This window comes from Streptomyces sp. 184, from assembly GCF_045781775.1.
Taxonomy (GTDB): Bacteria; Actinomycetota; Actinomycetes; order Streptomycetales; family Streptomycetaceae; genus Streptomyces.
In genome coordinates this window covers 2,367,713-2,388,277 of the sequence record NZ_CP123230.1, presented here as the reverse complement: position 1 = coordinate 2,388,277, position 20,565 = coordinate 2,367,713, and the positions used below count along the sequence as shown (strand labels likewise).

Genomic DNA, 20,565 nt, shown 5'->3' with positions numbered 1-20,565 from the left:
GTACCCGGGCGTGGCACACGTACCGACTCCGGAGGTGAGCCGATGAAAGCCGTCGTATGGCACGGCAAGCGAGATGTACGGGTCGAGGAGGTCGCCGATCCGTCGATCCGGCACCCCACCGACGCGGTGATCAAGGTCACCTCGTCCGGACTGTGCGGCTCCGACCTGCACCTGTACGAAATCCTGACCCCGTTCATGACCCCGGGCGACATCCTGGGACACGAACCCATGGGCATCGTCGAGGAGGTCGGCGACGAAGTCCCCGACCTCACTCCCGGTGACCGCGTCGTCGTACCCTTCCAGATCGCCTGCGGCGACTGCCACATGTGCCGCCAGGGTCTCCAGACACAGTGCGAGACCACCCAGGTACGCGAGCACGGCATGGGCGCCCAGCTCTTCGGATACACCAAGCTCTACGGCGCCGTGCCCGGCGCACAGGCCGAGTACCTGCGCGTCCCGCAGGCCCACTACGGCCCCGTCCGGGTGCCCGAGGGCCCGGCCGACGACCGCTACCTGTTCCTCTCCGACGTCCTGCCCACCGCCTGGCAGGCGGTGGCCTACGCCGACGTCCCCAAGGACGGCAGCGTCGCCGTCATCGGCCTCGGCCCGATCGGCGACATGTGCTGCCGCATCGCACTGCACCAGGGGGCCGGACAGGTCATCGGCGTGGACCTCGTCGACGAGCGCCTGCGGCGCGTCCGCGAACGCGGCGCCCAGGCGATCGACCTGCGCGAGGAGAAGGACGTGGCAGCCGCCGTCCGCGACCTCACCCAGGGCCGCGGCCCCGACGCCGTGATCGACGCGGTCGGCGCGGAGGCGCACGGCAGCCCGGCCGGCAAGCTCATGCAGACCATCGCCGGCCTGCTGCCCGGCAAACTCGCCGAACCACTCGCCGGCAAAGTCGGCGTCGACCGGATGTCCGCCCTCTACACCGCCCTCGACATGGTCCGCCGCGGCGGCACGGTCTCGGTGACCGGCGTCTACGGCGGCGCGGCCGACCCGATGCCGATGCTGATGATCTTCGACAAGCAGATCCAGCTCCGCTTCGGCCAGGCAAACGTCCGCCGCTGGATCCCCGACATCCTGCCCCTGCTGGAGGGCGAGGACGTCCTCGGCGTCGACACCTTCGCCACCCACCACATGCCGCTGGAGCGCACACCGGACGCGTACGACATGTTCCAGAAGAAGGCCGACGGCGCGGTGAAGGTCGTGCTGAAGCCCTGAACCCACGCGCTCGGGTGGCAGCCCGGCCGCTGCCGCGTCGATGCCGGTCACAGGCTCGGCAGCGGTCGCCGCTGCCGTGAGCGCGCCCGTGGTCTCCGGAGAGGAGATGCCGGTGGGACCGGTCGGCGAGCGGTCAACGCGCCGGTTACGGCGGGCAGTCGGAGGGCACCCGCGGTAGATGAGTGAGAAGACGACAGACACGAAATCGTCCGATTCCCAGTCCCGCACTCCGTCCCGTCCGCGCGCCAGCGACATCTCCGGACCGGTCGCCAAGGCCGTGCGGGAAGAGATCAGATCCGAGCTTCGCGCGGCACGCGACGAGGTGCGCGAGGAACTGATCAAGCCGCCGCGCCTGCGCAACGCCCGGCTCTACGCGGGTGCGGGTGCCGCCACGCTGTACGCCGGCGGCGCGCTGGCCGCCACGCTGGTGCTGGTGCTCGCCCTCCTCCTCCCCGACTGGGCGGCGGCGCTCATCGTCACCGCCCTGCTGGCGGTCACGGCCGTCGTGCTCCGCCAGCTCGCCCGGCAGTCGCCCGAGCCGGTTCCGGAGCGGGCGACCAAGCCGAAGGCGCCGCGGGCACGGGCCGGGCGGACCAGAAAGGCAGGCGCAGGTGGCTGATCAGTCGACGGGAGCGCTGGTCAAGCAGGCGCTGGAGGAGTTCTCCGACCTCGCGCGCAAGGAGTTCGAGCTCGCCGTGGCCGAGATGGCGGCGAAGGGCCGACAGGCTTCGCGCGGCGGTGCGCTCTTCGGCGCGGCCGCGGTGCTGGCCTTCGTGGGGTTCGAGGCACTGGTGGCCGCCGGCGTCGTGGCCCTCAGCTCGTGGCTTGAGCTGTGGGCCGCGGCGCTGGTCACCGGAGGAGCGCTCTTCGTCGCGGCGGGGCTGTGCGCGATGGCGGCCCGGCGGCACGCGAAGAAGGCGGCTCCGATGAAGCCCGAGAAGACGATCAAGGGTGTCAAGGCCGACGTAGAAGCGATCAGGGAAAGGGCGGGCAACCATGACAAGCGCCCAGAGCACTCAGGACGAGCTGCGACTCCAGGTGCTGAAGGCACGCTACCGACTGGGTGACACCCTGGCGGAACTCAACTCCAGGGCCCACGTGAAGCGCCGGATCCGCGGCAAGGTGGCCGGCCTCCGGCACACGGTCGGGGCGAGGACGCCGAAGCGGGCCCGCACGGCCGCCACGCGTGCGACCCGCGCGGGCCTCGACAGGCCGCTGCCCACCGGCGTCGTGGCGACCGCGGTGGTCGTCGGTCTTGCCTACCTCACCCTGGGGGGCCGCAGGAAGCGGAAGTGAGCCGTGTGCCGGTCCCCGGGCGGGGAGTTGCGCAGCCGACTGCCGCGAGCCGCGCGACCGCCCGCCCCACCGTCGTCACGACAGTCGGGCGGGCGGCGGTCGACCGGGGGCAGGCGCGACAGGGTCGGGCAGTGCCCCGCGGAGATCAGATACGCCATCCCGTGTACCGGGAGACCGGACCACGCCGGCCGAGCCCCGAACGGCGGCCCGCCGCGAACGCGGAGACCCCGACGGCCAGGACGGCAGCGGACCCCAGGACGACGGTCCTGCGGGCATTGAGAACCTTCCAGGTCGTTCCGGCCACCGACACGGCCTTCGTGGACAGCGAGCCGACCCGGTCCGCAACGCTGAGCCCGGTGCCCGCGGCCGCGGGCTCTCCGGCCCGCTCCGTCTCCTGCTTGACCCCGTCGACGGCAGCACCCGACTTGTCCTTGGTCTGCGACTTCGCGGCAGCGACCTTCGTGTTGCCCTGCGCGCTGTTCGTTCGTGCGTTCGTCCTAGTCATGTTCTGCGGGTAACCACCGAGGGCCGGAGGAAACCGACCGCGTGCGACCGCCGTGCGTCCTGCTCACTTCTCCTGCCCGCGGGAGCCCGCCTTGCGCCGCTCCCGCAGGCGCCGCGGCCAGCTCCGCGTGTCGCGGGGTCTGACGTACGGTTCCTCCTCCTCGGGGAGCCCGCCGGCGACGGCCCGCTGCCGCGCCAGCTCGGAGTCGAACTCCAGGCCGATCAGGATCGCGAGATTGGTCAGCCACACCCAGAGCAGGAAGATGACCACGCCCGCCATGGAGCCGTACGTCTGGTTGTACGTGTTGAAGTTGGCCAGGTAGAGCGCGAACCCCGCAGAGGCGGCCAGCCACAGCAGGACCGCGAGGCCGCTGCCGGGGCTCAGCCAGCGGAACCCGCGGACCTTGGCGTTGGGAGCCGCCCAGTAGAGCAGGGCCAGCATCAGCACGACGAGCAGCCCGAGCACGGGCCACTTGGCGATCGCCCAGACCGCCATGACGCCGTCGCCGATCCCGGCGGCCTCACCCGCGCGTCTGGCCAGCGGCCCGGTGAACACCACGATGAGCGTGCTACAGGCGAGGAGCAGCACCAGTACGACGGTCAGGCCGACGCGCAGGGGCGTCACCTTCCACAGCGGCCGGCCCTCCGGTATGTCGTACACGACGTTGGAAGCCCGGATGAACGCACCGACGTAGGCCGAGGCGGCCCACAGCGCGGCCATCATGCTGATCACCGCGATGAACTTGCTGGTCCCGCTGGAGCGCTGGAGTTCCTCCACCGCCGTCGTCAGGATCTCGCGGGCGGGGCCGGGCGCCAGCTCCCTGACGGTGTCGAGGGCGCGGCGCACCGCGGACTCGCCTGCCGCGCCCACGAGGGAGATCAGCATCAGCAGGGTGGGAAAGAGCGACAGCACCCCGTAGTAGGTCAGGGTGGCGGCCTTGTCGGGAAGTTCGTCCTCGAACACCTCTCCCACCGTGCGGCGCAGCGCCGTGCGCCATGCGCGCGGGGGGAGTTCGGTCGGCTGGTCCGGGGACGCGGCTTCGACGTCACGTCCCGGCCCCGAGGTTTCCGTGTCGGTCATTTCGCTGCCTTTCGCCATCCGTGGGCCCGTAACCCGGCATGACCGCCGTCCGGACCTCCCGCCGGGTACCCCGGACGGCTGCGTACCCACTTCGCGGCAACGGCGGCGATGCCCCCGTGCCGGGGAGCGGGTGGTTCGCCTGCGGCGTCTGCGCCTGTACGGGCCGCAGGGCCCCCTCGTTCACGCCCTCGGTGCGCCGGCCCGCCCGGAGCCGGACGGCCGCCGGGCGGCTACACCCCCACCGGCGTGGTGAACCGCATGGCTGTGGCGAGCCGGGTGTCGAGTTCGGCGAGGTGGTCGCGGTCGGCGCCGAGCAGCGCGTAGCGCCAGTCGTGAGCGTGGTCCGCGTGGCCGGCGTACAGGACGACGCCGTCGCCCCGGCCGGCGTCGTAGGCCAGCCCGGTCGCGTGCAGCCGCTCCAGGGCGGCGGGGAGGGTGTGGGGGGCGGCGGAGGTCCGCCTGGCCATCATCCAGGCGGGCGCCGGGCGGCCGACGGCGCGGCGGAGCCGGGTGAACATGGCGTGCGGGGTGGTGGTCGCGGTGCGGCGCACGTTGCTCTCCGTCGCGTACACGGTGCCGCCGGCGGTGAGAACGGCGTCGATGCCGTACGGGCCGCGGTAGCCGTGCGCCGCGAGGTGGCGCCCCAGGGCCAGGGCCCACCCGCCCAGCTCCTCCACGGAGCTGTCCGCGGGGGCGACGAGGGGAGAGCGGTAGCCGGTGAAGGAGCCCTGGTGGGTGTCCATCTCCCCGTGGAACAGCATGCGCGGCCCGTCCGGGCCCACCTCGTACTGCACGCTGACCGACGCGGTGTGCTCGACGTACTCCTCCACCACCCACAGCTCCCCGTCGTCGGGCTCCGCCGCGACGCCCGGATCGCGCCGGGAGACGAACCGGATGCCGTGCCCGCCCGCCGAGCGGTCCCGCTTGACCACCGCCCGGCCGTGTGCGGCCACCACCTCCCGCACGGCGCCCGGGAGTTCCGGGCCCCGGCACGTGCGGGCGCGGGGCAGCCGCATGCCCAGCCGCCCGGCCCGCTCGCGGAAGCCCGCCTTGGTGTTGAGCAGCGAGGTCTCCGCCAGGGCCGCGGCGCTCACCCGGGGGCCGGTGCGGTCGTACGGGGAGACGGAGACGCCGAGGTCGTCGGCCAGGGCCAGCGTGGGGGCGTCGAGGGCGATGGGCAGCAGCCCGGTCCCGGGGTGCCGCGCGGCGAACCTGCCCAGGAGACCCGTCAGCCCGCTGCGCCGGATCGCCGTCGCCATCGGCACGCCGGGCAGGTCGGGGACCGTGACGACGTCGAAGGAGGTGCGCGGGATGCGCATCAGGGAGCAGGCGTAGGTCACGAACGCGTCGGACAGGGGCACGGGCGTGACGAGTACGTCGCCGGGGCGGGCGAGCCAGATCTCCCTCGGCGCCTGCTCCGACCACTGCCGCAGGATGTCACGTTCGCGCAGGTCGACGGCGATGGCGGAGGCGAAGTTGGCGAAGATGATCAAGGGCTCGTCGTGGTGCGGCGACGTCATGGCGCCATTGTGTGCCATGCCGCCGCCGGGCCGCCCGCCGAGCCTCCGGCCACCCGGCCCGGGGCGGGGAGAGGCGGAACCCGAGGATCGTGGCGCGTTTGCCGCCGCTCCGGGCGTGGCACACGATGACTCCGCCGGCCGTGCCAACGCGATGGAGTCGCCATGCCGCTCAGAAAGCTCCCGGGGCAGCGGTTCCGGCACGCACCCCCCGACCGGGGCACCGGACAGGGCCCCGCCCCGACCGGGAGAACGCGGTGCGCCCGCGCCGGCGGCGGGGCGGGCGTATGAGGACTTCGGCATCACCCGTCCGGCCGAGCCGGCCGTACCCCGGCGGCGTGCGGCTCCCGGTGCACTCGGCGCTCTCCGGAGCGGGGCGCACGCCGAGCCGTCTGCGGGTGAACGGCCTGCGGGCCCGCGTCACCGACCGGCGGCGCATCCCGTTCGGCCCGGTCCTGCGCTCCCGGGCGCGCTGGCTGCGGTCCCGGGGACTCATCGAACCCGGCGAGGAACAGGAAGAGTTGGTGGTCGTCCGTGCCGAAAAACCCCGGTGACCGCGGCCCGGCCCGTGAAGCGGACCCGGCGCCCGCGCCCCCGCCGGCCCCCGCGCGCCGCCGCCCGCCGGCGAGCGAGTCGACCCTCGGGCACACGGGCGGACGCGCCACCGTCGGGGCCGCCCCGACCCGCGCGAACCCCCCGACCGGCGCGGACACCCCGACCGGCGCGGGCACCCGGACCGGCGCGGACGGCGCCGTCGCCGCCGGGGCCAGGGCCGGGCACCGGCGCGTCAGCGCCGTACCGGACGGCCCCGTACTGATCGAGGGCCCCGTCGAAGTGGTCCTGATGGACGGCAGCACCGCGGTCTCCGACCGCTTCGTCGTCGCCCTGTGCACCTGCCGGCGCTCGCGCACCTACCCGTGGTGCGACACCAGCCACCGCCGCCGCGGCAGGCCACCGGCCTAGCGCGCGCCGCCCCGCTCCCCGCCGCGCAGCCGGCGGCCCGGGGCGCGGCCGCTCCCGGTCACAGCGGCGTCCGCAGGCTGGAGCGCCCCGCCCGCCAGTCGCCGAGCAGCTTTCCGCCCAACCGCTCCTCCACCCACTGCGTCGCGTCGATACCGAACGCCACGTCCGCCGCCAGGCCCGGCTCCTCCTCCAGCAGCCCGCCGACCACGTCCCGTCGTACGACCTGCTCGTGCACCGCGTCCGCCACCACGTGCTCCGCGTAGAAGAACACCGCCGCCGGCCCCGCGCCGACCCGCTCCATCGCCTCCACCAGCCGCCGGGAGCCGGGCGAGGAGGTCACCTCCACCGCCGCGAAGTGACCCACCAACGCGCCGCGCAGCGCCCGGTGCAGCCCGAACAGCGACATCATGTTCACCGTGACCAGCGCCTCCGCGCAGGCCGCGTCCAGGTGCCGGCCGTACGCGGCGTCCAGACCGAGGTCGGTCATCAGGTCGGCGAAGAGCTGCGCGTGCACGCGGTCGGCACGGCCGCCGCCGAACTCGTCGTACTCCACGGCCGCCATCCCCGCCTTGGCCCGCCCCCACAGCCGCGGCAGCACCCACGCGTGCGGGTCGGCCTCCTTCAGGTGGTAGAGCGAGCGCAGCGCGGCGTACTCGCGCACCTGCCACAACTCGCCGCTGTCGCGCAGGAAGTGCGAGACGCCCGTGCCGTCCACGGGCTCGACCAGGATGTCCTCCAGCGCGTCCTCCGCGCGCTCGTGCCGGGTCGCGTCGGCGCGCAGCGCCCCGAGGAAGCGCCGCTCCAGCATCCCCCGGAACCCGAGCAGCGCCGGATCCCACTCCTGTTCGTCCTCGACTCCGTCGAAGCCGCGGTAGTGCAGCTCGTAGCAGAGGTAGAGGGCGAGCTGGAGATCGTCACCGTACGGGTCGGCGCGCCCGACCTCCGGGCGGCCCGGCAGCGTCGTCCCGTCTTCGCGAAGGGCCGACAGCACCGCTTCCGAGAGCACTCCGCGACCCTGCGGGAGAGTCGGTGTCCGGCACGTCATGTCAGGCCCCTGTCCGGCAGCGCGAGGTGTCCCGGCCGGTCGGCGGCGCCGCCGGCGCCCAGCGGCCCCGTCTCCCCGCCCGGCCGGCCCGCCGGGGCGCCGGCGAAGGCGAGCCGCGCGCGGCGCGCGACGAGGGACGGCCACACGGCCCGTCCGGCCTGCACGAGGCGCATCCAGGAGGGGACGTAGAGGGCGGTACGGCGCTTCTCGACGGCCTGCGCGAGGCGGGCGGCGACGCCGTGGGTCTGGGAGACGCGGCGGGCGGGGGGCGGGAGAAGGGCGCGTACGTCGCGGAGGGCGGGCACCTGGTCCGGCTCGTGGGTCATGTCGGTGTCGACCCAGTTGAGGTAGGCGATGCCCACCGCGATCCCGCGGTGGGCCGTCTCGGCACGCAGGGCCTGCGCGAAGGTCTCGACTCCCGCCTTGGCGGCGCAGTAGGCGCTCATCAGGGGCATGGCCGTGATCGAGGCCGTGGACGCGATCTGGAGGTAGTAGCCGCGGGTGTGCAGCAGGTCCGGCAGGAAGGCGGACGCGGTGTGCGCGCTGCCGGTGAGGTTCACGTCGATCACCCGGCGCCACGTCGGCAGGTCCGTCGTCTCGAAGGGCCCGGCCTGCGCGATGCCCGCGTTGGCGACGACGACGGACGGCCGGCCCAGCCGGCCCCGTACCGCCTGCGCCGCGCGCCGTAGCGCGGTCGCGTCGGTGATGTCCACCGCGAGGGTGAGCGACGGCGTCGGCAGCGTGGCCGCCACCGCGTTCAGGGCCTTGGGCTCGTGGCCCAGCAGGGCGATGCGCGCACCGCGGCGGGCCAGTTCCCGGGCGAGGGCCGCGCCCACGCCCCGGGCGGCCCCGGTGATGACGACGGTACGGTCCGCCAGCGGGCTCCGCCCGCGCGGTGCGGCTGCGGCGGTCGGTCTCATCGGCCTCTCCTCACCGTCGCGCCCGCGCCCGCGACGGCGCGTGCGGCTGCTTGCTCCCCGTGCGGTCCCGGCCGGTGAGGAAGCGCTGCGCTCCCATCAGCGGGACCGGCATCCGGCGCCGCAGCGCGGCCCGGGCGGCGTTGGCGCCCGGGGCGCCGTGGACGCCGCCGCCCGGGTGGGCGCCGGCGGAGGCGAGGTAGAGGCCGGGCACGGCGGTCTCGGGGCGGCCGGTGCCGGGGCTCGGCCGGAAGAAGAGCTGCTGGTGCATGGCCGCGGTGCCGCCGTTGATGGCGCCGCCGCGCAGGTTGCGGTCGAGCGCCTCCAGCGTCGGGGGCGCCAGGATGCGGCGGGCGCGTACGAGGTCGCGGAAGCCGGGCGCGAAGCGCTCGACCTGCCGCTCGATCCGGTCGGCCAGGACCTCCTGCTCCCGCGGGCTCCAGGTGCCGCCGACGCCTTCCTCGCCGGCGTCGGACCGGATCCGCTGCGGGAGGTGGGTGTACGCCCAGGCCGACTCGGTGCCGTCCGGGGACCGGGTGGCATCCGCCGCCGTCATCTGGCCGAAGAGCAGGAAGGGCCGGTCGGGCACCTGGCCCATGGCGAGCTGGGCGGCGAACCGGGTCAGCTCGTCCACGCCGTCGGCCAGGTGCACGGTGCCCGCGCCGACCGCCCCCGCGCACTGCCAGGGCACCGGCCCGTCGAGGGCCCAGTCCACCTTGAACGTGCTGAAGTCCCACTCGAAACGGCGTACGTCCGCCAGCACCTGCCCGGGCAGGTGTTCCGCGGCGACCAGCCCGCCGTACAGCGCGGGCACCGACACGTCCGCGAGCACGGCGCGGGAGGCGGCCACGGCCTCGCCGTCCGCGGTACGCACCCCGACCGCCCGCCCGCCGCGGACCACGATCTCCGTCACCTGCCGGCCGCACCGCACGGTGCCGCCACGCGCCTCCAGCCGAGCGACCAGCGCACGGGCAAGCTCGCCGGAGCCGCCGACCGGGACGGGGAACCCGTACGACTGCCCCAGCATCGCCATCAGCCAGCCGAACCCGCCGCTGCCCGAAGCCTCGGGCGGCAGATCGGCGTGCAGCGCGTTGCCCGCGAGCAGGACCCGCCCGCCCTCGCCGCCGAACTCCTCCTCGCCCAGCCGCCGCACGGGCAGCACCAGCGTGCGCGCCAGGTGCAGCATGCCCGCCGCGCCGAGCCGGCGGGCGAGCCGCGCCACCGACCGGACGGGCGGGAAGGGGGTGAACAGGGCCTCCACGATGTCCGGGCGGGCGTCCTCCCACACGTCGTACAGGCGCCGCCACGCCGCGCCGTCACCGGGGGCGAAGGCGTCGAGCGAGTCGGCGGTGACGTCCACGCTGCGGCCGAGCACGGCGCACCGGCCGTCGGTGAGGGGATGGGCCACCACGCTGGGCGCGTGGCTCCAGCGCAGCCCGTACTCCTCCAGCCCGAGCCGGCCCAGGACGGGGGAGGCGGCTGCCAGCGGGTAGAAGGAGCTGAAGACGTCGCTGACGAAGTCCGGGTGTACGCCCCGGTCGTGGCGCACCGCGCCGCCGGGCCCGGGCTGCTCCTCCAGCACCGTCACGCTCCAGCCGGCGTCCGCCAGCACGTTGGCGGCCACCAGCCCGTTGGGGCCGGCCCCGACCACCACCGCGTCAGGCACCGGGGGCCCCGCCGCCGCGCCGCGCGGAGCCGGAGAGGCCCGCCGCGGGGGGGACTCCCGGGCCGGCGGGCTCGGCCTCGCAGATGTGGGCCAGGCGGGCGAGCATCGTGCGGTGACGTAGCTGGATCAGCGCTTCCACGCCCACGTTGTGCAGTGTGCGGGCCATGCCGCGCAGCGGGTGCTCGTCCACCGTCACCAGCGTGTTCTCGCCCCACGGATGCACCTCCAGCGCGATCCGGGCCGTGCCCAGCGCGCCGGCGTTCGCCTCCATCTCCAGCACGGAGCCTTCCACGCAGCGGCGGACGACGGTCTCGTTGGCGAGCCGCAGCGGCCCCAGCCGCACCTCGTACCCGATCGCCGCGCCGACCTCCGGCCACCGGCCGCGTACGGGCTCGGACGACGCCGTGCCCACCACCCACTCGGCGTAGCGGCTGCCGTCGGCGAGAACCGTCCACACCTGTGCCGGAACCACCTTGATCAGACGGTGACGCCGTGCCATCCCTGCCTCCCGTGCTCGCTACGGCCGGACCGAGAGCCCTGCTGTCACCACCGAGTGCCCCGATCCGCCGGCCTCAACATCCCTCCCGGGACGCCGCCCGGCCGACCCTACGCGCACGGCGGACGGACCCCGCGGCGGCGCGCAGAGCGCCGGGCGTACGGCCCGCGCTCCCGGATGGACCATCGCGACGTGCGGGGCTGCCGGAGCCGCCACAGACTGAGCGTGTGTCCGAGAAACAAGAGCGGCGGGCCCGTCCTGCCACGAAGTCCACCTCCAAGCGAACCTCCACGGCCAAGACCGCCCGCGCGGTCGACGGGCCCGAGGAGGCCGCCCGCCACGCGTGCCGCAGCCTGTCACGCCTCATCGGCCACCGGCCCGAGGGCGTGTCGGCCGTACTCCGGGCCAAGGAGGGCTGGCAGGTGCACGTGGACGTGCTCGAAGTGCCGCGGATCCCGGACACGACCAGCCTGCTGGCGACCTACGCGGTGGAGCTCGATTCCGGGGGGCGCCTCGTCGAGTACGAGCGGATCAGGCGCTACCGGCGCGGCGCGCGGGACGACTGACGGCAACGCCGCATCCCCGGGAAGAGGAAGACCCCCCTATGGCGACGACCACCACCACCTACAACGAGGCCGCAGTCTGTGTCCCGCGCGCCGGAACCCTCTACGACGTCCTCGAACTCATCCTCGACCGCGGCATGGTCATCGACATCTTCGTCCGGGTGTCGCTCGTCGGCATCGAGATCCTCAAGATCGACGCCCGCATCGTGGTCGCCAGTGTCGACACCTACCTCCGCTTCGCGGAGGTCTGCAATCGCCTCGACCTCAACGAGGACGCCTCCAGCAGGACCGTCCCCGACCTCTTCGCCAGCATGTCCGGCAGCGTGGCCAAGGGCGGTGCCAAGAAGGCCGCCAAGTCCGCGGGCGGCCGCGTCAAGGAAGTCCTCGGCATGGACGACGACGACAAGGACGACGAGGACGACGACGGCCAGGAGGACGAGTACGACGACCGGGACGAGGAGGAGACGGAGAAGGCGCCGGCCCGCAGACAGGGCTCGGGCAGCCGCTCCAGGACGGGCAAGAAGTCCGCCTCGAAGACCGCCTCGAAGACCGCCTCGAAGTCCTCCGCCCGGTCGGGCCGACGTTCCCGGGCGGCATGAGCGATGGCCCCCTCCCCGCTCTACGTCTACGCCGTCGTCAACGCCGGCCTCGCACTGCCGCGCGGCCTGCGCGGCGTGGGCAGGCCGCCGGCCCCGGTCCGGCTGCTGCCCGCGGGCGAGCTGGCGGCGGTCGTCAGCGACGCGCCGCCCGATCTGCGGGCGCGCAGGCGCGACTTGACCGCCCACCAGGATCTGCTGCTGGCCCTCTGCGAGGGCGGCCCCGTGCTTCCGATGCGGTTCGGCATGACCGCCGACGACGCCGGGACGGTCCGGCGTGCCGTCGACGCCGCGGCCCCGGTGCACCTCGCCGCCCTGCGTCGGCTCGGCCGCCGCATCGAGATGAACCTCAAGGCGATGCCCGCACAGGACGCCGTGCAGGCCCTCGTACGGGAGGACGCGGCCGTACGGCGACTGGCGGCGTTCGTCCGCAGGCAGCCGTCCTACGAGGGCAACGTACGGCTCGGCTCGGCGATCGCCGAGGGCCTGGACCGGCGGGCCGCGCAGGCCGCCGACGGCGTCGCGCGGGAGCTGGCCGCGCTCGCCGACGAGTGCGTACGGGGCACCGAGGTGCCCGGGTGCGTGCTCAACACCTCCTTTCTCCTGCCGCGCGCGCACGTGGAGCGGTGCAGAGAGCTGGTCGAGAGCCGCGCGGCCGAGCTGCGGGACCGGTTGGAGCTGCGGCTGACGGGCCCGTTGCCCTGCTACAGCTTCGTCCCCCGGGAGTCGGACCCGGCCCGGTCCCGCGCGGCCGGCTCCCCGCGGCGCGCGGCGGTGAGCAACTGACATGGGTCTGCTGAGCGGAGTGCTGCTGCTGCCCCTGGCGCCGGTACGGGGCGTGGAGTGGGTGGCGGACCGGCTGCTGGACGCCGCCGAACGCGAGCTGTACGACCCGGACACGCTGCGGGCCCGGCTCGGCGTGCTGAACCGGGCGTACGAGGCGGGGGAACTCGGCGAGGAGGAGTTCGAACGGGAGGAGGAGCGCCTCCTCGACCTGCTGGAGCAGCGCCCCGCCCACCCGGCGGCGCCCGGCGACCCCGACCACCCGAACCATCCCGACCAGCCCCCGAGCCAAGGAAGTGGGTCATGACGGACAGTTGCAAGACGACCGTGCTCGCCGGAGTCGCCGGGGGCTACCTCCTCGGCAGGACGAAGAAGGCCAAGCTCGCCCTCTCCTTCGCCGCGCTCGTCGCGGGCAGCCGGCTCGCGCCGAAGGACCTGCTGAGCAAGGGCGCCGAGAAGATCACCGACACGCCGCAGCTCCCGGGGGTCCCCGACCAGGTCAAGGACCAGGTGATCGCGGCGGCGCGGACGGCAGTCACCTCGCTCGTCGAACGCCAGGTCGAGGCCCTGACCGGCTCCCTGCGCGAGCGTACGGAACGCCTGGGCGCCCCGGCGGCGGAGCCGGAGGCCGAAGACACCGAAGACGCCGAAGACACGGAAGGCGCCGAAGACGCCGAAGACGCCGAAGACGCGGAAGACACCGGTGATGCCGGTGACGAGGAGGACGGGAACGGCGGGGACGCCGCCCCGCCGAAGCGGAAGGCCGCGGCTCGTAAGAAGGCGGCCGGCACCGGCAAGCCCGACTCCGCCAGACCGCGGAAGAAGGCGGCCTCCGGCGGCGCGAGCGGCAGCCGCGGCACCGGGAAGAGCAGCGCGAAGAAGACGGGCAAGAAGCCCGGCAAGAGCACCGCCAAGAAGTCGGCCGACCGGCCCCGCAGGAGGTAGCGGCCATGACAGCACAGCGCAAGAGCGCCGACACCGACGACAGCCCCGGGCCGCTGGAGCAGTTGCGCAGCGAAGTCCTGGACTACCTGGGCGCGGTCGGCAAGCACGCGGTCGGCAAGGCCACCGACAAGCTCACCGGCATCGCCGACCCGAGCAAGCTCACGGAGGGCGGCGGGGGTGCCCTCGCCGAGACCGCCGCCCGCGCCGTCAAGGGCGAGAACCCGGTGAAGGCGCTGGCCTCCGAAAAGGTGAAGGACGTCAAGGACAAGGTCACGGGCAAGGCGAAGGAGGCGGTCGGCATGGGAGGTGGAGGTGGAGGTGGAGGTGAGGCCGGCAAGGCCGGTGATCTGAAAGCCATCAACATCATCGAGCACGTCGACATCGGGCGCCCGCTGCGCGTGGTCTACGACCACTTCACGCAGTTCGAGGACTTCGGCGGCTTCATGAACGGCGTCAGCAGCGTCTCCCGGGACAAGGAGGACGAGACCAAGACCACCTGGAAGGTGCGTGTCTGGCCCTCCACCCGCAGTTACGAGGCCACCGTCTCGGAGCAGATCCCGGACCAGCGGATCGTGTGGACGTCCGAGGGCTCGAAGGGCACCACGAGCGGTGCCGTCAGTTTCCACCGCCTGGACGACGAACTGACGCGCGTCACGGTGGTCGTCGAGTACTACCCGTCCGGGTTCTTCGAGAAGACCGGCAACATCTGGCGAGCCCAGGGCCGGCGCCTCCGCCTCGACCTCAAGCACTTCCAGCGCTTCGTCACGCTGGAGGCGGAGGAGGTGGACGGCTGGCGCGGTGAGATCCGCGACGGCGAGGTCGTACGCAGCCACGACGAGGTCGTGGAGGACGAGGAACGCGAGGCCGAGGAGGAAGAGGAGTACGACGAGGACGAGGAGCCGGACGAGGACGAGGAGGAAGGCGAAGAGGAGGACGAGGACGAGGACGAGGAAGACGACGACGAAGACGAGGACGAGGAGGAGGAGGAAGAAGAAGAAGAAGAGGACGACGAAGACGAGGATGAGGACGATGAGGATGAGGATGAGGATGAGGACGAGGACGAGGAGGACGAAGAAGAGGAGAAGCGCGGCAGGCGTCGGCGAGGGGGCCGGCGGAAGTGACGGACCACACCGCTGAACGCGCCCTCCTCCGCGCCCCTTCCACCCCCTCGGGCCCGGCCAACCTCGCCGACATCCTCGAACGGGTCCTCGACAAGGGCATCGTCATCGCCGGGGACATCAAGATCGACCTGCTCGACATCGAGCTGCTGACCATCCGCCTCCGTTTGTTCGTCGCGTCCGTCGAGACGGCCAAGAAGGCGGGCATCAACTGGTGGGAGACCGATCCGGCGCTCTCCACCCGGGCGCACCGCGACGCCGTCGAAGAGGAGAACCAGCGGCTGCGCGAGCGGGTCGCGGAGCTGGAGTCGGGCGGCGGGAACGAGCCGCGCTCGCGTGAGCAGGCGGGCTGGGATTCGGTACGGAAGGTGCGCCGCTGATGACCGGGACGGTACGCGAGCCGGTGCTCCCGGACGCGCCCGCGGACGCACCCGCGGCCACGGCCACGTACGTCTACGCGGTCTGCCGCGGCGGTGACGAGAGAGCCCTGGCCGGGCTGGCGGGCCAGGCGCCCGGCGCGCCCGTGCGGCTGCTGCCGTTCGGCGAGTTGACCGCCGTGGTGCAGGACGTGCCGGCCGCGGAGTTCAGCGAGGAGTCCCTGCACGAGCGGCTGACCGACCGTACGGATCTGGAACGCTGCGCCCGGGCCCACCACGCCGTGATCGCCGCCGCGGCGACCACCGCCCCGGTCCTCCCCTTTCCGCTGGCGACGCTCTATCTCGACGACGTACGGGCCGAGGCCGCGCTCCGCGCCGACCGGGACCGCCTCACCGCGGCCCTCCGGCGGATCGCCGGCCGGGTCGAGTGGGGCGTGAAGGTCTACGCGCGGTCCGCCGGGCAGCGCCCCGCGCCCGCCGGGCGCGGCCCGGAGCGCTCGCTCCGGGAGCGCGCGGCAGCCCGCCCCGGCGACCCCACCCGCCCCGCGCCGGCCGCCCGCCCCGGGGCCCCGGCCCAGCCCGGCCACGCGTACCTGAACCGGCTGCGCGGCGTACGGCACGAGCGGGAACGCCGGCAAGAGGCCGGCCTCCAGGCCGCCGAGGCGGTGGCGCACACCTTCGCGGGCCTTGCCGTCGCCGGCCGGCGGCTGCGCCCGCACGGCACCGCACTCACCGCGGGGCGCGGCCCGCAACTCCTCAACGCCGCCTACCTGGTGACCGAGGCGCGCGGCGGCGAGGTCGCCGACGCCGTACGACGGCTGCGCGGGAGCCCGGAGTGCCGGGACGTCGAGATCGAGCTGACCGGGCCCTGGGTGCCCTACTCGTTCGTGGACGAGGGGGTGTCCGGTGCCGGTGGGTAAGCACGTGGGCGAGGTCGTCTCCTGGGAGGAGCCGGACCGCGACGCGCCCATCGGGGTGCCGCTGGTGGACCTGCTCGATCGCGTACTCAACACCGGCGTCGTGGTCAGCGGCGACCTCGTCCTGGCGATTGCGGAAGTTCCGCTGGTGCGTATCTCGCTGCACGCACTGCTGTCGTCCGTCAACGAGCGCGTGGCCGCCCCGTGGGGAGACGGTGGTCCGCTGTGACGGTGACCGCACACGAACCGACCCGCGGCCCGGCGGCCGGCCGGCTGGAGCTGGACCCCGACAAGGTCGGCCGCGACCTGGTCTCCCTCGTCCTCACGGTCGTGGAGCTGCTCCGTCAGCTCATGGAGCGACAGGCGCTCCGCCGCTGCGACCAGGACGACCTGACCGACGAACAGATCGAGCGGATCGGTACCACGCTGATGCTGCTCGACCAGCGCATGGACGAACTCTGCGCGGAGCACGGCCTGTCCCGCGGCGACCTCAACCTGGACCTCGGCCCGCTCGGCACCCTGCTCGAACGCTGACAAGAGGTCGTGCGAGCGGGAGCAGCCCGCGACCTCCCCAGGCCATCGGCTGCTCCCGCTCGCACGACCGCCGACTACCCGTCACGCCTCCTGCCACACCTCCCCCACCGCACCCGCTTGCCGGGGGTTCGGGCCCCCGGTCCCCCGCCGGGCGGGCTCCGCCGGCACCCGCGGCTCCCGCCGCGCTTGCGGTGGGGTACCCGGTGCGAATGGCACGGAGCACCCGAGGAGATGGAGGACCCGTGGATGCGGACCGCGAGGCGGGCGGACGGCGGATGCTCGCCGGCCTGCTGGACGCCAGCCACCTGATGCCCCTGGACGTCCTGCCGCAGAAGGCGAACGAACACGCCCGCGCCGCGGGCTTCACCGACGTGCTCATCTACGTCGCGGACCTCGACCGGCAGGCACTGCATCTGCTGACCGGCCCGGACGGGGAACCGCCGGACGCCGCGGGAGACATCCGGATCGAGGGCACCACCCCCGGACGCGCCTACCAGCACGGCCGGCTCACCTCCTCGTCCACGAAGGAGCCGGACGGCACGGACTGGTGGCTGCCCGTGGTGGACGGAGCCGAGCGCGTGGGAGTGCTGCGGGTGCGCTCCCTGTACGACGACGACCGCGCCCGCGAGGACGCCGACCGCCTGGCCGCGCTGCTGGCGCTGCTGATCGTGGCCAAGCGCACCTCCAGCGACCTCCTGGCCCGCCTGATGCGGACCGGGCCGCTGAACATCGCGGCCGAGATGGCGTGGAACCTGATGCCGCCGAGCACCTACGCCGACGGGCGGGTGGTGATCTCCGCGTCCATGGAGCCGGCCTACCGGATCTCCGGCGACGTGTACGAGTACGCCCTCGACGGACCGCTGGTGCATCTGACGCTCCTGGACGCGATGGGGCACGACACCGCCGCCGGACTGTGCGGAGCCCTGGCCCTGGGGGCCTGCCGCAACGCCCGCCGCCAGGGTGCCGACCTCGTCGCCAACGGCGAGGCCGTGGAGGCCGCACTGATCGGCCAGTACGGCCAAGGCCGCTACGCCACCGGCATCCTCGCCACCCTGGACACCCGCACCGGGGTGCTGAGCTGGGTCAACCGCGGCCACCATCCCCCGATCATCATCCGCGGCACCCGCTGGAGCAGCCACCTTCAGTGCCCGCCGGCCCACCCCATGGGTACGGACCTGGGGCTGCCCAGCACCGTCTGCGACGAGCAGTTGCAGCCGGGCGACCGCATCGTCCTCTACACCGACGGCATCACCGAGGCCCGCCGCCCCGACGACACCGAGTTCGGCCTGGAGCGCTTCACCGACTTCATCATCCGCCACCACGCCGACGGCCTGCCCGTCCCCGAGACCCTGCGCCGCCTCATCCAGGCCGTCCTGAACCACCACGACGGCCGGCTCCAGGACGACGCCACGGTCCTGATGTGCGAATGGCTCGGTCCCGGGCTGGAGGACACCGGTCCCGCCGCGGCTCTGGCCGGTCTCCCGCTCAGCGAATCGAGCGAGCCCGGGAGGAGCCGTCCGTGAATTCCGCCCTGCGCGTCGACACCGCCGAGACCCGAGGGCAGACGACCGCCCTCGCCCTGACCGGCGAACTGGACCTGAACACCGCCACGGACCTCTACCGCGCCGTGAAGGACGCCCTCTCCGCCTATCCCACCACGATCCTGGACCTCACCGGCGTCACCTTCTGCGACTCCTCCGGCCTCAACACCCTCATCCGCCTGCGCAGCCGCGCCAGGGCCGCGGGCGGCCGGCTCGTCCTGGCCGCACCGCCCCGGCAGATGCTGCGTCTGCTCACCGTCACCGGTGCCGGGAGCAGCTTCCCTCTGTACGGCAGCACGGCCGAAGCCTGGCAGGACATCTCCCCCACCGAACCTCCACCCCGATGACGTAGGCCGGTCGGCCCGCCGGTCCGCCGCCTTCCCCGGCGACCCGCCGTGGCCCGGAACCCGCCCGGGGGCAGTGGGTTGTCATCCCCGTCTGGGCGGGTGCGCCGCGGGTACGGGCAACGTCAGAATGTGGCGCTGACGGAGTGTCCGCGACGGGCACTCGCTGCCGAGTCCAGGGGGCCGGGGTGCAGAGAAGGGCGGGGCGGTTATGGGTAGCGCGGCGGGCGCGGGACAAGGAGCGGTTGGGGTCCGGTCTCCAGCGGGCGCAGGCGTTCATGGTGCTGGCCACGATGCTGTACCGGGCCAGTCATCTGGTGGTCGGCGTGCTCGCGGTCGTCCCGGATCGTCTGGACGAGGCGATAGCCAGCCTGGGGCTGGCGGCGGCTCTCCTGGTGAGTGCGCTGGTCTACGGCACGGCGCTGCGGAACGGCTGGTTCGACCGGCGCTTGGTCTGGGCGGACGTTCTGGTGATCGGCTGCCTGCTGCCGCTGGTGGTGGCGGCCTGGTCCGGGACGCAGGAGCACGGTGCGTTCGCCTGGGCGATGCTGCTGAGTACGTCGAGCAGCGCGGTGGCGGCGATCGCCCTGCCCAGGCCGTGGATCGTCGTCGTCGTCGCGGTGCTGGTGGCGACGAACCTGCCCGGATACCTGGTGGTGGGAGCGAGTCCCGGGGTGGTGACCGGGCACGTCAACTCCCTGGTGTGGTCCGCGCTGATCGCGTGGTTCTTCTGGCGCTACCTGTGCCGGCAGGGCCGTCTGCTCGACGACGCCACCGAGCGGGCGGTGGAGGCCGAGGCCCAGAAGGCGCGCTACTCCGAGCGGCTTGAGCACCACCGCGCCCTGCACGACACCGTCCTCGCCACGCTGACCGCGCTCGCCGGCGGCGGGATCGACGGCAACGACCCGCAGGTGCGGGCGCGTTGCGCACGGGACGCGGCGTATCTGCGGCGATTAGTCGAGCAGACGTCCGACAGGGTCCCGCGCCGGGAGATCGGTGCGGCGCTGGAGGAGGCGATCCAGGCCGCCGAGAGCCTGGGGCTGCGGGTCACCGCGCGGTTCCACGACCTGCCCCGCATACCTCCGCACGCGGCCGGCGCGATGGGCGACGCGGTGGGGGAGGCGCTCAACAACGTGCACCGGCACGCCGGGACGGGGCACGCCTACGTGACGGCCGCCGGGCAGCCGGACGGCGGTGACGGGGTGACGGTGACGGTCGTCGACCGCGGCGCCGGGTTCGATCCCGAGCGGTACATGCCCGGGCTGGGGCTGCGGAGTTCGGTGCACGGCCGGATGACGGAGGCAGGGGGTACCGCGCTGGTGGAGGGTGTCCCGGACGAGGGCGTACGAGTGGAGCTGAGATGGCCGGCGTGATCAGCGTGGCGGTGGTCGACGACGACCGGATGCTCCTCGACGGGATGGGCTCCTGGCTCGACGGCGTTCCCGGCATACGGCTGGCCGCCGTCTCCGACACGGTCGACGGGCTGCTCGCCGCCGCCCCGGCAGCGCGGGAGGGCACCCCCGCGGCCGTACCGCCGTGCGATGTCGTGCTGCTGGACCTGCGGCTGCGGGACGGGTCGCTTCCGAGGGACAACATCCGGCGGCTGGTCGTGGCCGGGAGCCGGGTTCTGGTGATCAGTACGGTGCCGGACCAGGCGCGGATCCTGGAGTCGCTGCGGGCCGGCGCGGACGGCTATCTGACCAAGGACAACGACCTTCCCACCCTGGTCGCGGCCGTCGAGGACATCGCCGCGGGCCGCGGCGCCCACTCTCCGGAACTGGCCTTCGCCTGTGCCCACGACACCGGTCCCGAGCGGCCCCGCCTCTCGCCGCGGGAGGAGCAGATCCTGCTCGACTACGCCTCGGGGCTGACGCTGAAGTCGGCGGCGCGGCGTGCGGGGATCTCGGCCGCCACGGCCAAGGACTATCTGGACCGGGTCAAGGCCAAGTACCGGGAGGCCGGGAGGCCCGCGTACACCAAGATCGACCTGGCCCGCCGGGCCCGGGAGGACGGTCTCGACGTGTACTGACGCCTCTCCCCGGCCTGCCGCCACGCTCCTGCCGCACCCCCCGACCGCGGCCCCGGCTCGCCCGCAAGCCCCCCAAACGGACGGCTTCTACGGGCCGGGCCCGGTCCTT

26 protein-coding genes are annotated in these 20,565 nt (G+C 73.8%); 19 read left to right on the top strand and 7 right to left on the bottom strand.

The features are described from left to right. Positions 1-42 precede the first annotated feature (42 nt). The 4 genes from QBL21_RS10220 to QBL21_RS10205 all read left to right on the top strand — a co-directional run bounded on the left by QBL21_RS10220 (position 43) and on the right by QBL21_RS10205 (position 2,520). Positions 43-1,224 (top strand): zinc-dependent alcohol dehydrogenase, encoded by a 1,182-nt coding sequence (locus tag QBL21_RS10220; protein WP_407561768.1) that lies wholly within the window; start codon positions 43-45, stop codon positions 1,222-1,224. A 178-nt stretch (positions 1,225-1,402) separates the two neighbouring features. Further along, positions 1,403-1,843: a phage holin family protein gene (locus QBL21_RS10215; RefSeq protein WP_407561766.1), complete on the top strand. Its 441-nt coding sequence runs from the start codon at positions 1,403-1,405 to the stop codon at positions 1,841-1,843. Beyond that, positions 1,836-2,291 (top strand): phage holin family protein, encoded by a 456-nt coding sequence (locus QBL21_RS10210; RefSeq protein ID WP_407561765.1) that lies wholly within the window; start codon positions 1,836-1,838, stop codon positions 2,289-2,291. The genes QBL21_RS10215 and QBL21_RS10210 overlap by 8 nt, the downstream gene beginning before the upstream one ends. Further along, a complete protein-coding gene (locus QBL21_RS10205) occupies positions 2,263-2,520 on the top strand; it encodes a hypothetical protein (protein WP_407561764.1) in 258 nt (85 codons plus the stop codon). Before QBL21_RS10210 ends, QBL21_RS10205 begins: the two co-directional genes overlap by 29 nt. Positions 2,521-2,665: 145 nt before the next feature. On the opposite strand, the gene QBL21_RS10200 is transcribed toward QBL21_RS10205, so the two are convergent. The 3 genes from QBL21_RS10200 to QBL21_RS10190 all read right to left on the bottom strand — a co-directional run bounded on the left by QBL21_RS10200 (position 2,666) and on the right by QBL21_RS10190 (position 5,625). Next, positions 2,666-3,025 (bottom strand): hypothetical protein, encoded by a 360-nt coding sequence (locus QBL21_RS10200; protein WP_407561763.1) that lies wholly within the window; start codon positions 3,023-3,025, stop codon positions 2,666-2,668. A gap of 63 nt (positions 3,026-3,088) precedes the next feature. Next, positions 3,089-4,105: a YihY/virulence factor BrkB family protein gene (locus QBL21_RS10195; RefSeq protein WP_407561762.1), complete on the bottom strand. Its 1,017-nt coding sequence runs from the start codon at positions 4,103-4,105 to the stop codon at positions 3,089-3,091. A 230-nt stretch (positions 4,106-4,335) separates the two neighbouring features. Further along, positions 4,336-5,625 (bottom strand): peptide ligase PGM1-related protein, encoded by a 1,290-nt coding sequence (locus QBL21_RS10190; protein WP_407561761.1) that lies wholly within the window; start codon positions 5,623-5,625, stop codon positions 4,336-4,338. A gap of 810 nt (positions 5,626-6,435) precedes the next feature. On the opposite strand from QBL21_RS10190, the gene QBL21_RS10185 reads away from it, so the two are divergent. Continuing rightward, complete coding sequence (locus QBL21_RS10185; RefSeq protein ID WP_407566368.1) at positions 6,436-6,585, top strand: CDGSH iron-sulfur domain-containing protein; 150 nt, start codon at positions 6,436-6,438, stop codon at positions 6,583-6,585. A 58-nt stretch (positions 6,586-6,643) separates the two neighbouring features. On the opposite strand, the gene QBL21_RS10180 is transcribed toward QBL21_RS10185, so the two are convergent. Genes QBL21_RS10180 through QBL21_RS10165 form a run of 4 tightly spaced genes read right to left on the bottom strand, consistent with a single transcriptional unit; the run spans position 6,644 to position 10,712 of the window. Then, positions 6,644-7,630 carry an iron-containing redox enzyme family protein gene (locus QBL21_RS10180; RefSeq protein ID WP_407561760.1) on the bottom strand — a complete coding sequence of 329 codons (987 nt, stop codon included), beginning with the start codon at positions 7,628-7,630 and terminating at the stop codon, positions 6,644-6,646. Further along, positions 7,627-8,550 (bottom strand): SDR family oxidoreductase, encoded by a 924-nt coding sequence (locus QBL21_RS10175; RefSeq protein WP_407561759.1) that lies wholly within the window; start codon positions 8,548-8,550, stop codon positions 7,627-7,629. The genes QBL21_RS10180 and QBL21_RS10175 overlap by 4 nt, the downstream gene beginning before the upstream one ends. A 10-nt stretch (positions 8,551-8,560) precedes the next feature. After that, positions 8,561-10,213 (bottom strand): phytoene desaturase family protein, encoded by a 1,653-nt coding sequence (locus QBL21_RS10170; protein ID WP_407561758.1) that lies wholly within the window; start codon positions 10,211-10,213, stop codon positions 8,561-8,563. Further along, on the bottom strand, positions 10,206-10,712 hold the full coding sequence (locus QBL21_RS10165) for an SRPBCC family protein (RefSeq protein WP_407561757.1): 507 nt from the start codon (positions 10,710-10,712) through the stop codon (positions 10,206-10,208). Before QBL21_RS10165 ends, QBL21_RS10170 begins: the two co-directional genes overlap by 8 nt. Before the next feature lie 224 nt (positions 10,713-10,936). Between QBL21_RS10165 and gvpO the strand changes: the two genes are divergently transcribed. The 14 genes from gvpO to QBL21_RS10095 all read left to right on the top strand — a co-directional run bounded on the left by gvpO (position 10,937) and on the right by QBL21_RS10095 (position 20,456). Further along, complete coding sequence (gvpO, locus tag QBL21_RS10160; RefSeq protein WP_407561756.1) at positions 10,937-11,275, top strand: gas vesicle protein GvpO; 339 nt, start codon at positions 10,937-10,939, stop codon at positions 11,273-11,275. Between the two features lie 38 nt (positions 11,276-11,313). Then, entirely contained in the window at positions 11,314-11,871 is a 558-nt protein-coding gene (gene gvpJ / locus QBL21_RS10155; protein WP_407561755.1) for a gas vesicle protein GvpJ, read from the top strand. A 3-nt stretch (positions 11,872-11,874) separates the two neighbouring features. Then, positions 11,875-12,654, top strand: a complete 780-nt coding sequence (locus tag QBL21_RS10150) for a GvpL/GvpF family gas vesicle protein (protein WP_407561753.1) — start codon at positions 11,875-11,877, stop codon at positions 12,652-12,654. Between the two features lies 1 nt (position 12,655). Next, positions 12,656-12,958, top strand: coding sequence for a gas vesicle protein GvpG (locus QBL21_RS10145; RefSeq protein WP_407561752.1), 303 nt, complete (start codon positions 12,656-12,658; stop codon positions 12,956-12,958). Continuing rightward, a complete protein-coding gene (locus tag QBL21_RS10140; protein WP_407561751.1) occupies positions 12,955-13,596 on the top strand; it encodes a hypothetical protein in 642 nt (213 codons plus the stop codon). The genes QBL21_RS10145 and QBL21_RS10140 overlap by 4 nt, the downstream gene beginning before the upstream one ends. 5 nt (positions 13,597-13,601) lie before the next feature. Then, positions 13,602-14,717: an SRPBCC family protein gene (locus QBL21_RS10135; protein WP_407561750.1), complete on the top strand. Its 1,116-nt coding sequence runs from the start codon at positions 13,602-13,604 to the stop codon at positions 14,715-14,717. Next, positions 14,714-15,094 carry a gas vesicle protein gene (locus tag QBL21_RS10130; protein ID WP_407561749.1) on the top strand — a complete coding sequence of 127 codons (381 nt, stop codon included), beginning with the start codon at positions 14,714-14,716 and terminating at the stop codon, positions 15,092-15,094. Before QBL21_RS10135 ends, QBL21_RS10130 begins: the two co-directional genes overlap by 4 nt. After that, positions 15,094-16,011 (top strand): GvpL/GvpF family gas vesicle protein, encoded by a 918-nt coding sequence (locus QBL21_RS10125; protein ID WP_407561747.1) that lies wholly within the window; start codon positions 15,094-15,096, stop codon positions 16,009-16,011. Before QBL21_RS10130 ends, QBL21_RS10125 begins: the two co-directional genes overlap by 1 nt. Beyond that, on the top strand, positions 15,998-16,237 hold the full coding sequence (locus tag QBL21_RS10120) for a gas vesicle protein (RefSeq protein ID WP_407561746.1): 240 nt from the start codon (positions 15,998-16,000) through the stop codon (positions 16,235-16,237). Before QBL21_RS10125 ends, QBL21_RS10120 begins: the two co-directional genes overlap by 14 nt. Next, the gene (locus QBL21_RS10115; RefSeq protein ID WP_407561745.1) at positions 16,234-16,542 is read left to right on the top strand and encodes a gas vesicle protein K; all 309 of its coding nucleotides are present in this window, start codon (positions 16,234-16,236) and stop codon (positions 16,540-16,542) included. Before QBL21_RS10120 ends, QBL21_RS10115 begins: the two co-directional genes overlap by 4 nt. Positions 16,543-16,817: 275 nt before the next feature. Further along, complete coding sequence (locus QBL21_RS10110; RefSeq protein ID WP_407566367.1) at positions 16,818-18,065, top strand: PP2C family protein-serine/threonine phosphatase; 1,248 nt, start codon at positions 16,818-16,820, stop codon at positions 18,063-18,065. Further along, complete coding sequence (locus tag QBL21_RS10105) at positions 18,062-18,430, top strand: STAS domain-containing protein (protein ID WP_407561744.1); 369 nt, start codon at positions 18,062-18,064, stop codon at positions 18,428-18,430. The genes QBL21_RS10110 and QBL21_RS10105 overlap by 4 nt, the downstream gene beginning before the upstream one ends. Before the next feature lie 242 nt (positions 18,431-18,672). Next, positions 18,673-19,800: a sensor histidine kinase gene (locus tag QBL21_RS10100; RefSeq protein WP_407561743.1), complete on the top strand. Its 1,128-nt coding sequence runs from the start codon at positions 18,673-18,675 to the stop codon at positions 19,798-19,800. After that, positions 19,788-20,456: a response regulator gene (locus QBL21_RS10095; protein WP_407561742.1), complete on the top strand. Its 669-nt coding sequence runs from the start codon at positions 19,788-19,790 to the stop codon at positions 20,454-20,456. The genes QBL21_RS10100 and QBL21_RS10095 overlap by 13 nt, the downstream gene beginning before the upstream one ends. Positions 20,457-20,565 lie beyond the last annotated feature (109 nt).

Coding starts and splice junctions, on each gene's coding strand:
- QBL21_RS10220 (WP_407561768.1), top strand. CDS start 43: ATGAAAGCCGTCGTATGGCACGGCAAGCGAGATGTACGGGTCGAGGAG.
- QBL21_RS10180 (WP_407561760.1), bottom strand. CDS start 7,630: ATGACGTGCCGGACACCGACTCTCCCGCAGGGTCGCGGAGTGCTCTCG.
- QBL21_RS10135 (WP_407561750.1), top strand. CDS start 13,602: ATGACAGCACAGCGCAAGAGCGCCGACACCGACGACAGCCCCGGGCCG.
- QBL21_RS10190 (WP_407561761.1), bottom strand. CDS start 5,625: ATGACGTCGCCGCACCACGACGAGCCCTTGATCATCTTCGCCAACTTC.
- QBL21_RS10140 (WP_407561751.1), top strand. CDS start 12,955: ATGACGGACAGTTGCAAGACGACCGTGCTCGCCGGAGTCGCCGGGGGC.
- QBL21_RS10110 (WP_407566367.1), top strand. CDS start 16,818: ATGCTCGCCGGCCTGCTGGACGCCAGCCACCTGATGCCCCTGGACGTC.
- QBL21_RS10095 (WP_407561742.1), top strand. CDS start 19,788: ATGGCCGGCGTGATCAGCGTGGCGGTGGTCGACGACGACCGGATGCTC.
- gvpJ (WP_407561755.1), top strand. CDS start 11,314: ATGGCGACGACCACCACCACCTACAACGAGGCCGCAGTCTGTGTCCCG.
- QBL21_RS10165 (WP_407561757.1), bottom strand. CDS start 10,712: ATGGCACGGCGTCACCGTCTGATCAAGGTGGTTCCGGCACAGGTGTGG.
- QBL21_RS10200 (WP_407561763.1), bottom strand. CDS start 3,025: ATGACTAGGACGAACGCACGAACGAACAGCGCGCAGGGCAACACGAAG.
- QBL21_RS10175 (WP_407561759.1), bottom strand. CDS start 8,550: ATGAGACCGACCGCCGCAGCCGCACCGCGCGGGCGGAGCCCGCTGGCG.
- QBL21_RS10150 (WP_407561753.1), top strand. CDS start 11,875: ATGGCCCCCTCCCCGCTCTACGTCTACGCCGTCGTCAACGCCGGCCTC.
- QBL21_RS10145 (WP_407561752.1), top strand. CDS start 12,656: ATGGGTCTGCTGAGCGGAGTGCTGCTGCTGCCCCTGGCGCCGGTACGG.
- QBL21_RS10195 (WP_407561762.1), bottom strand. CDS start 4,105: ATGACCGACACGGAAACCTCGGGGCCGGGACGTGACGTCGAAGCCGCG.
- QBL21_RS10215 (WP_407561766.1), top strand. CDS start 1,403: ATGAGTGAGAAGACGACAGACACGAAATCGTCCGATTCCCAGTCCCGC.
- QBL21_RS10125 (WP_407561747.1), top strand. CDS start 15,094: ATGACCGGGACGGTACGCGAGCCGGTGCTCCCGGACGCGCCCGCGGAC.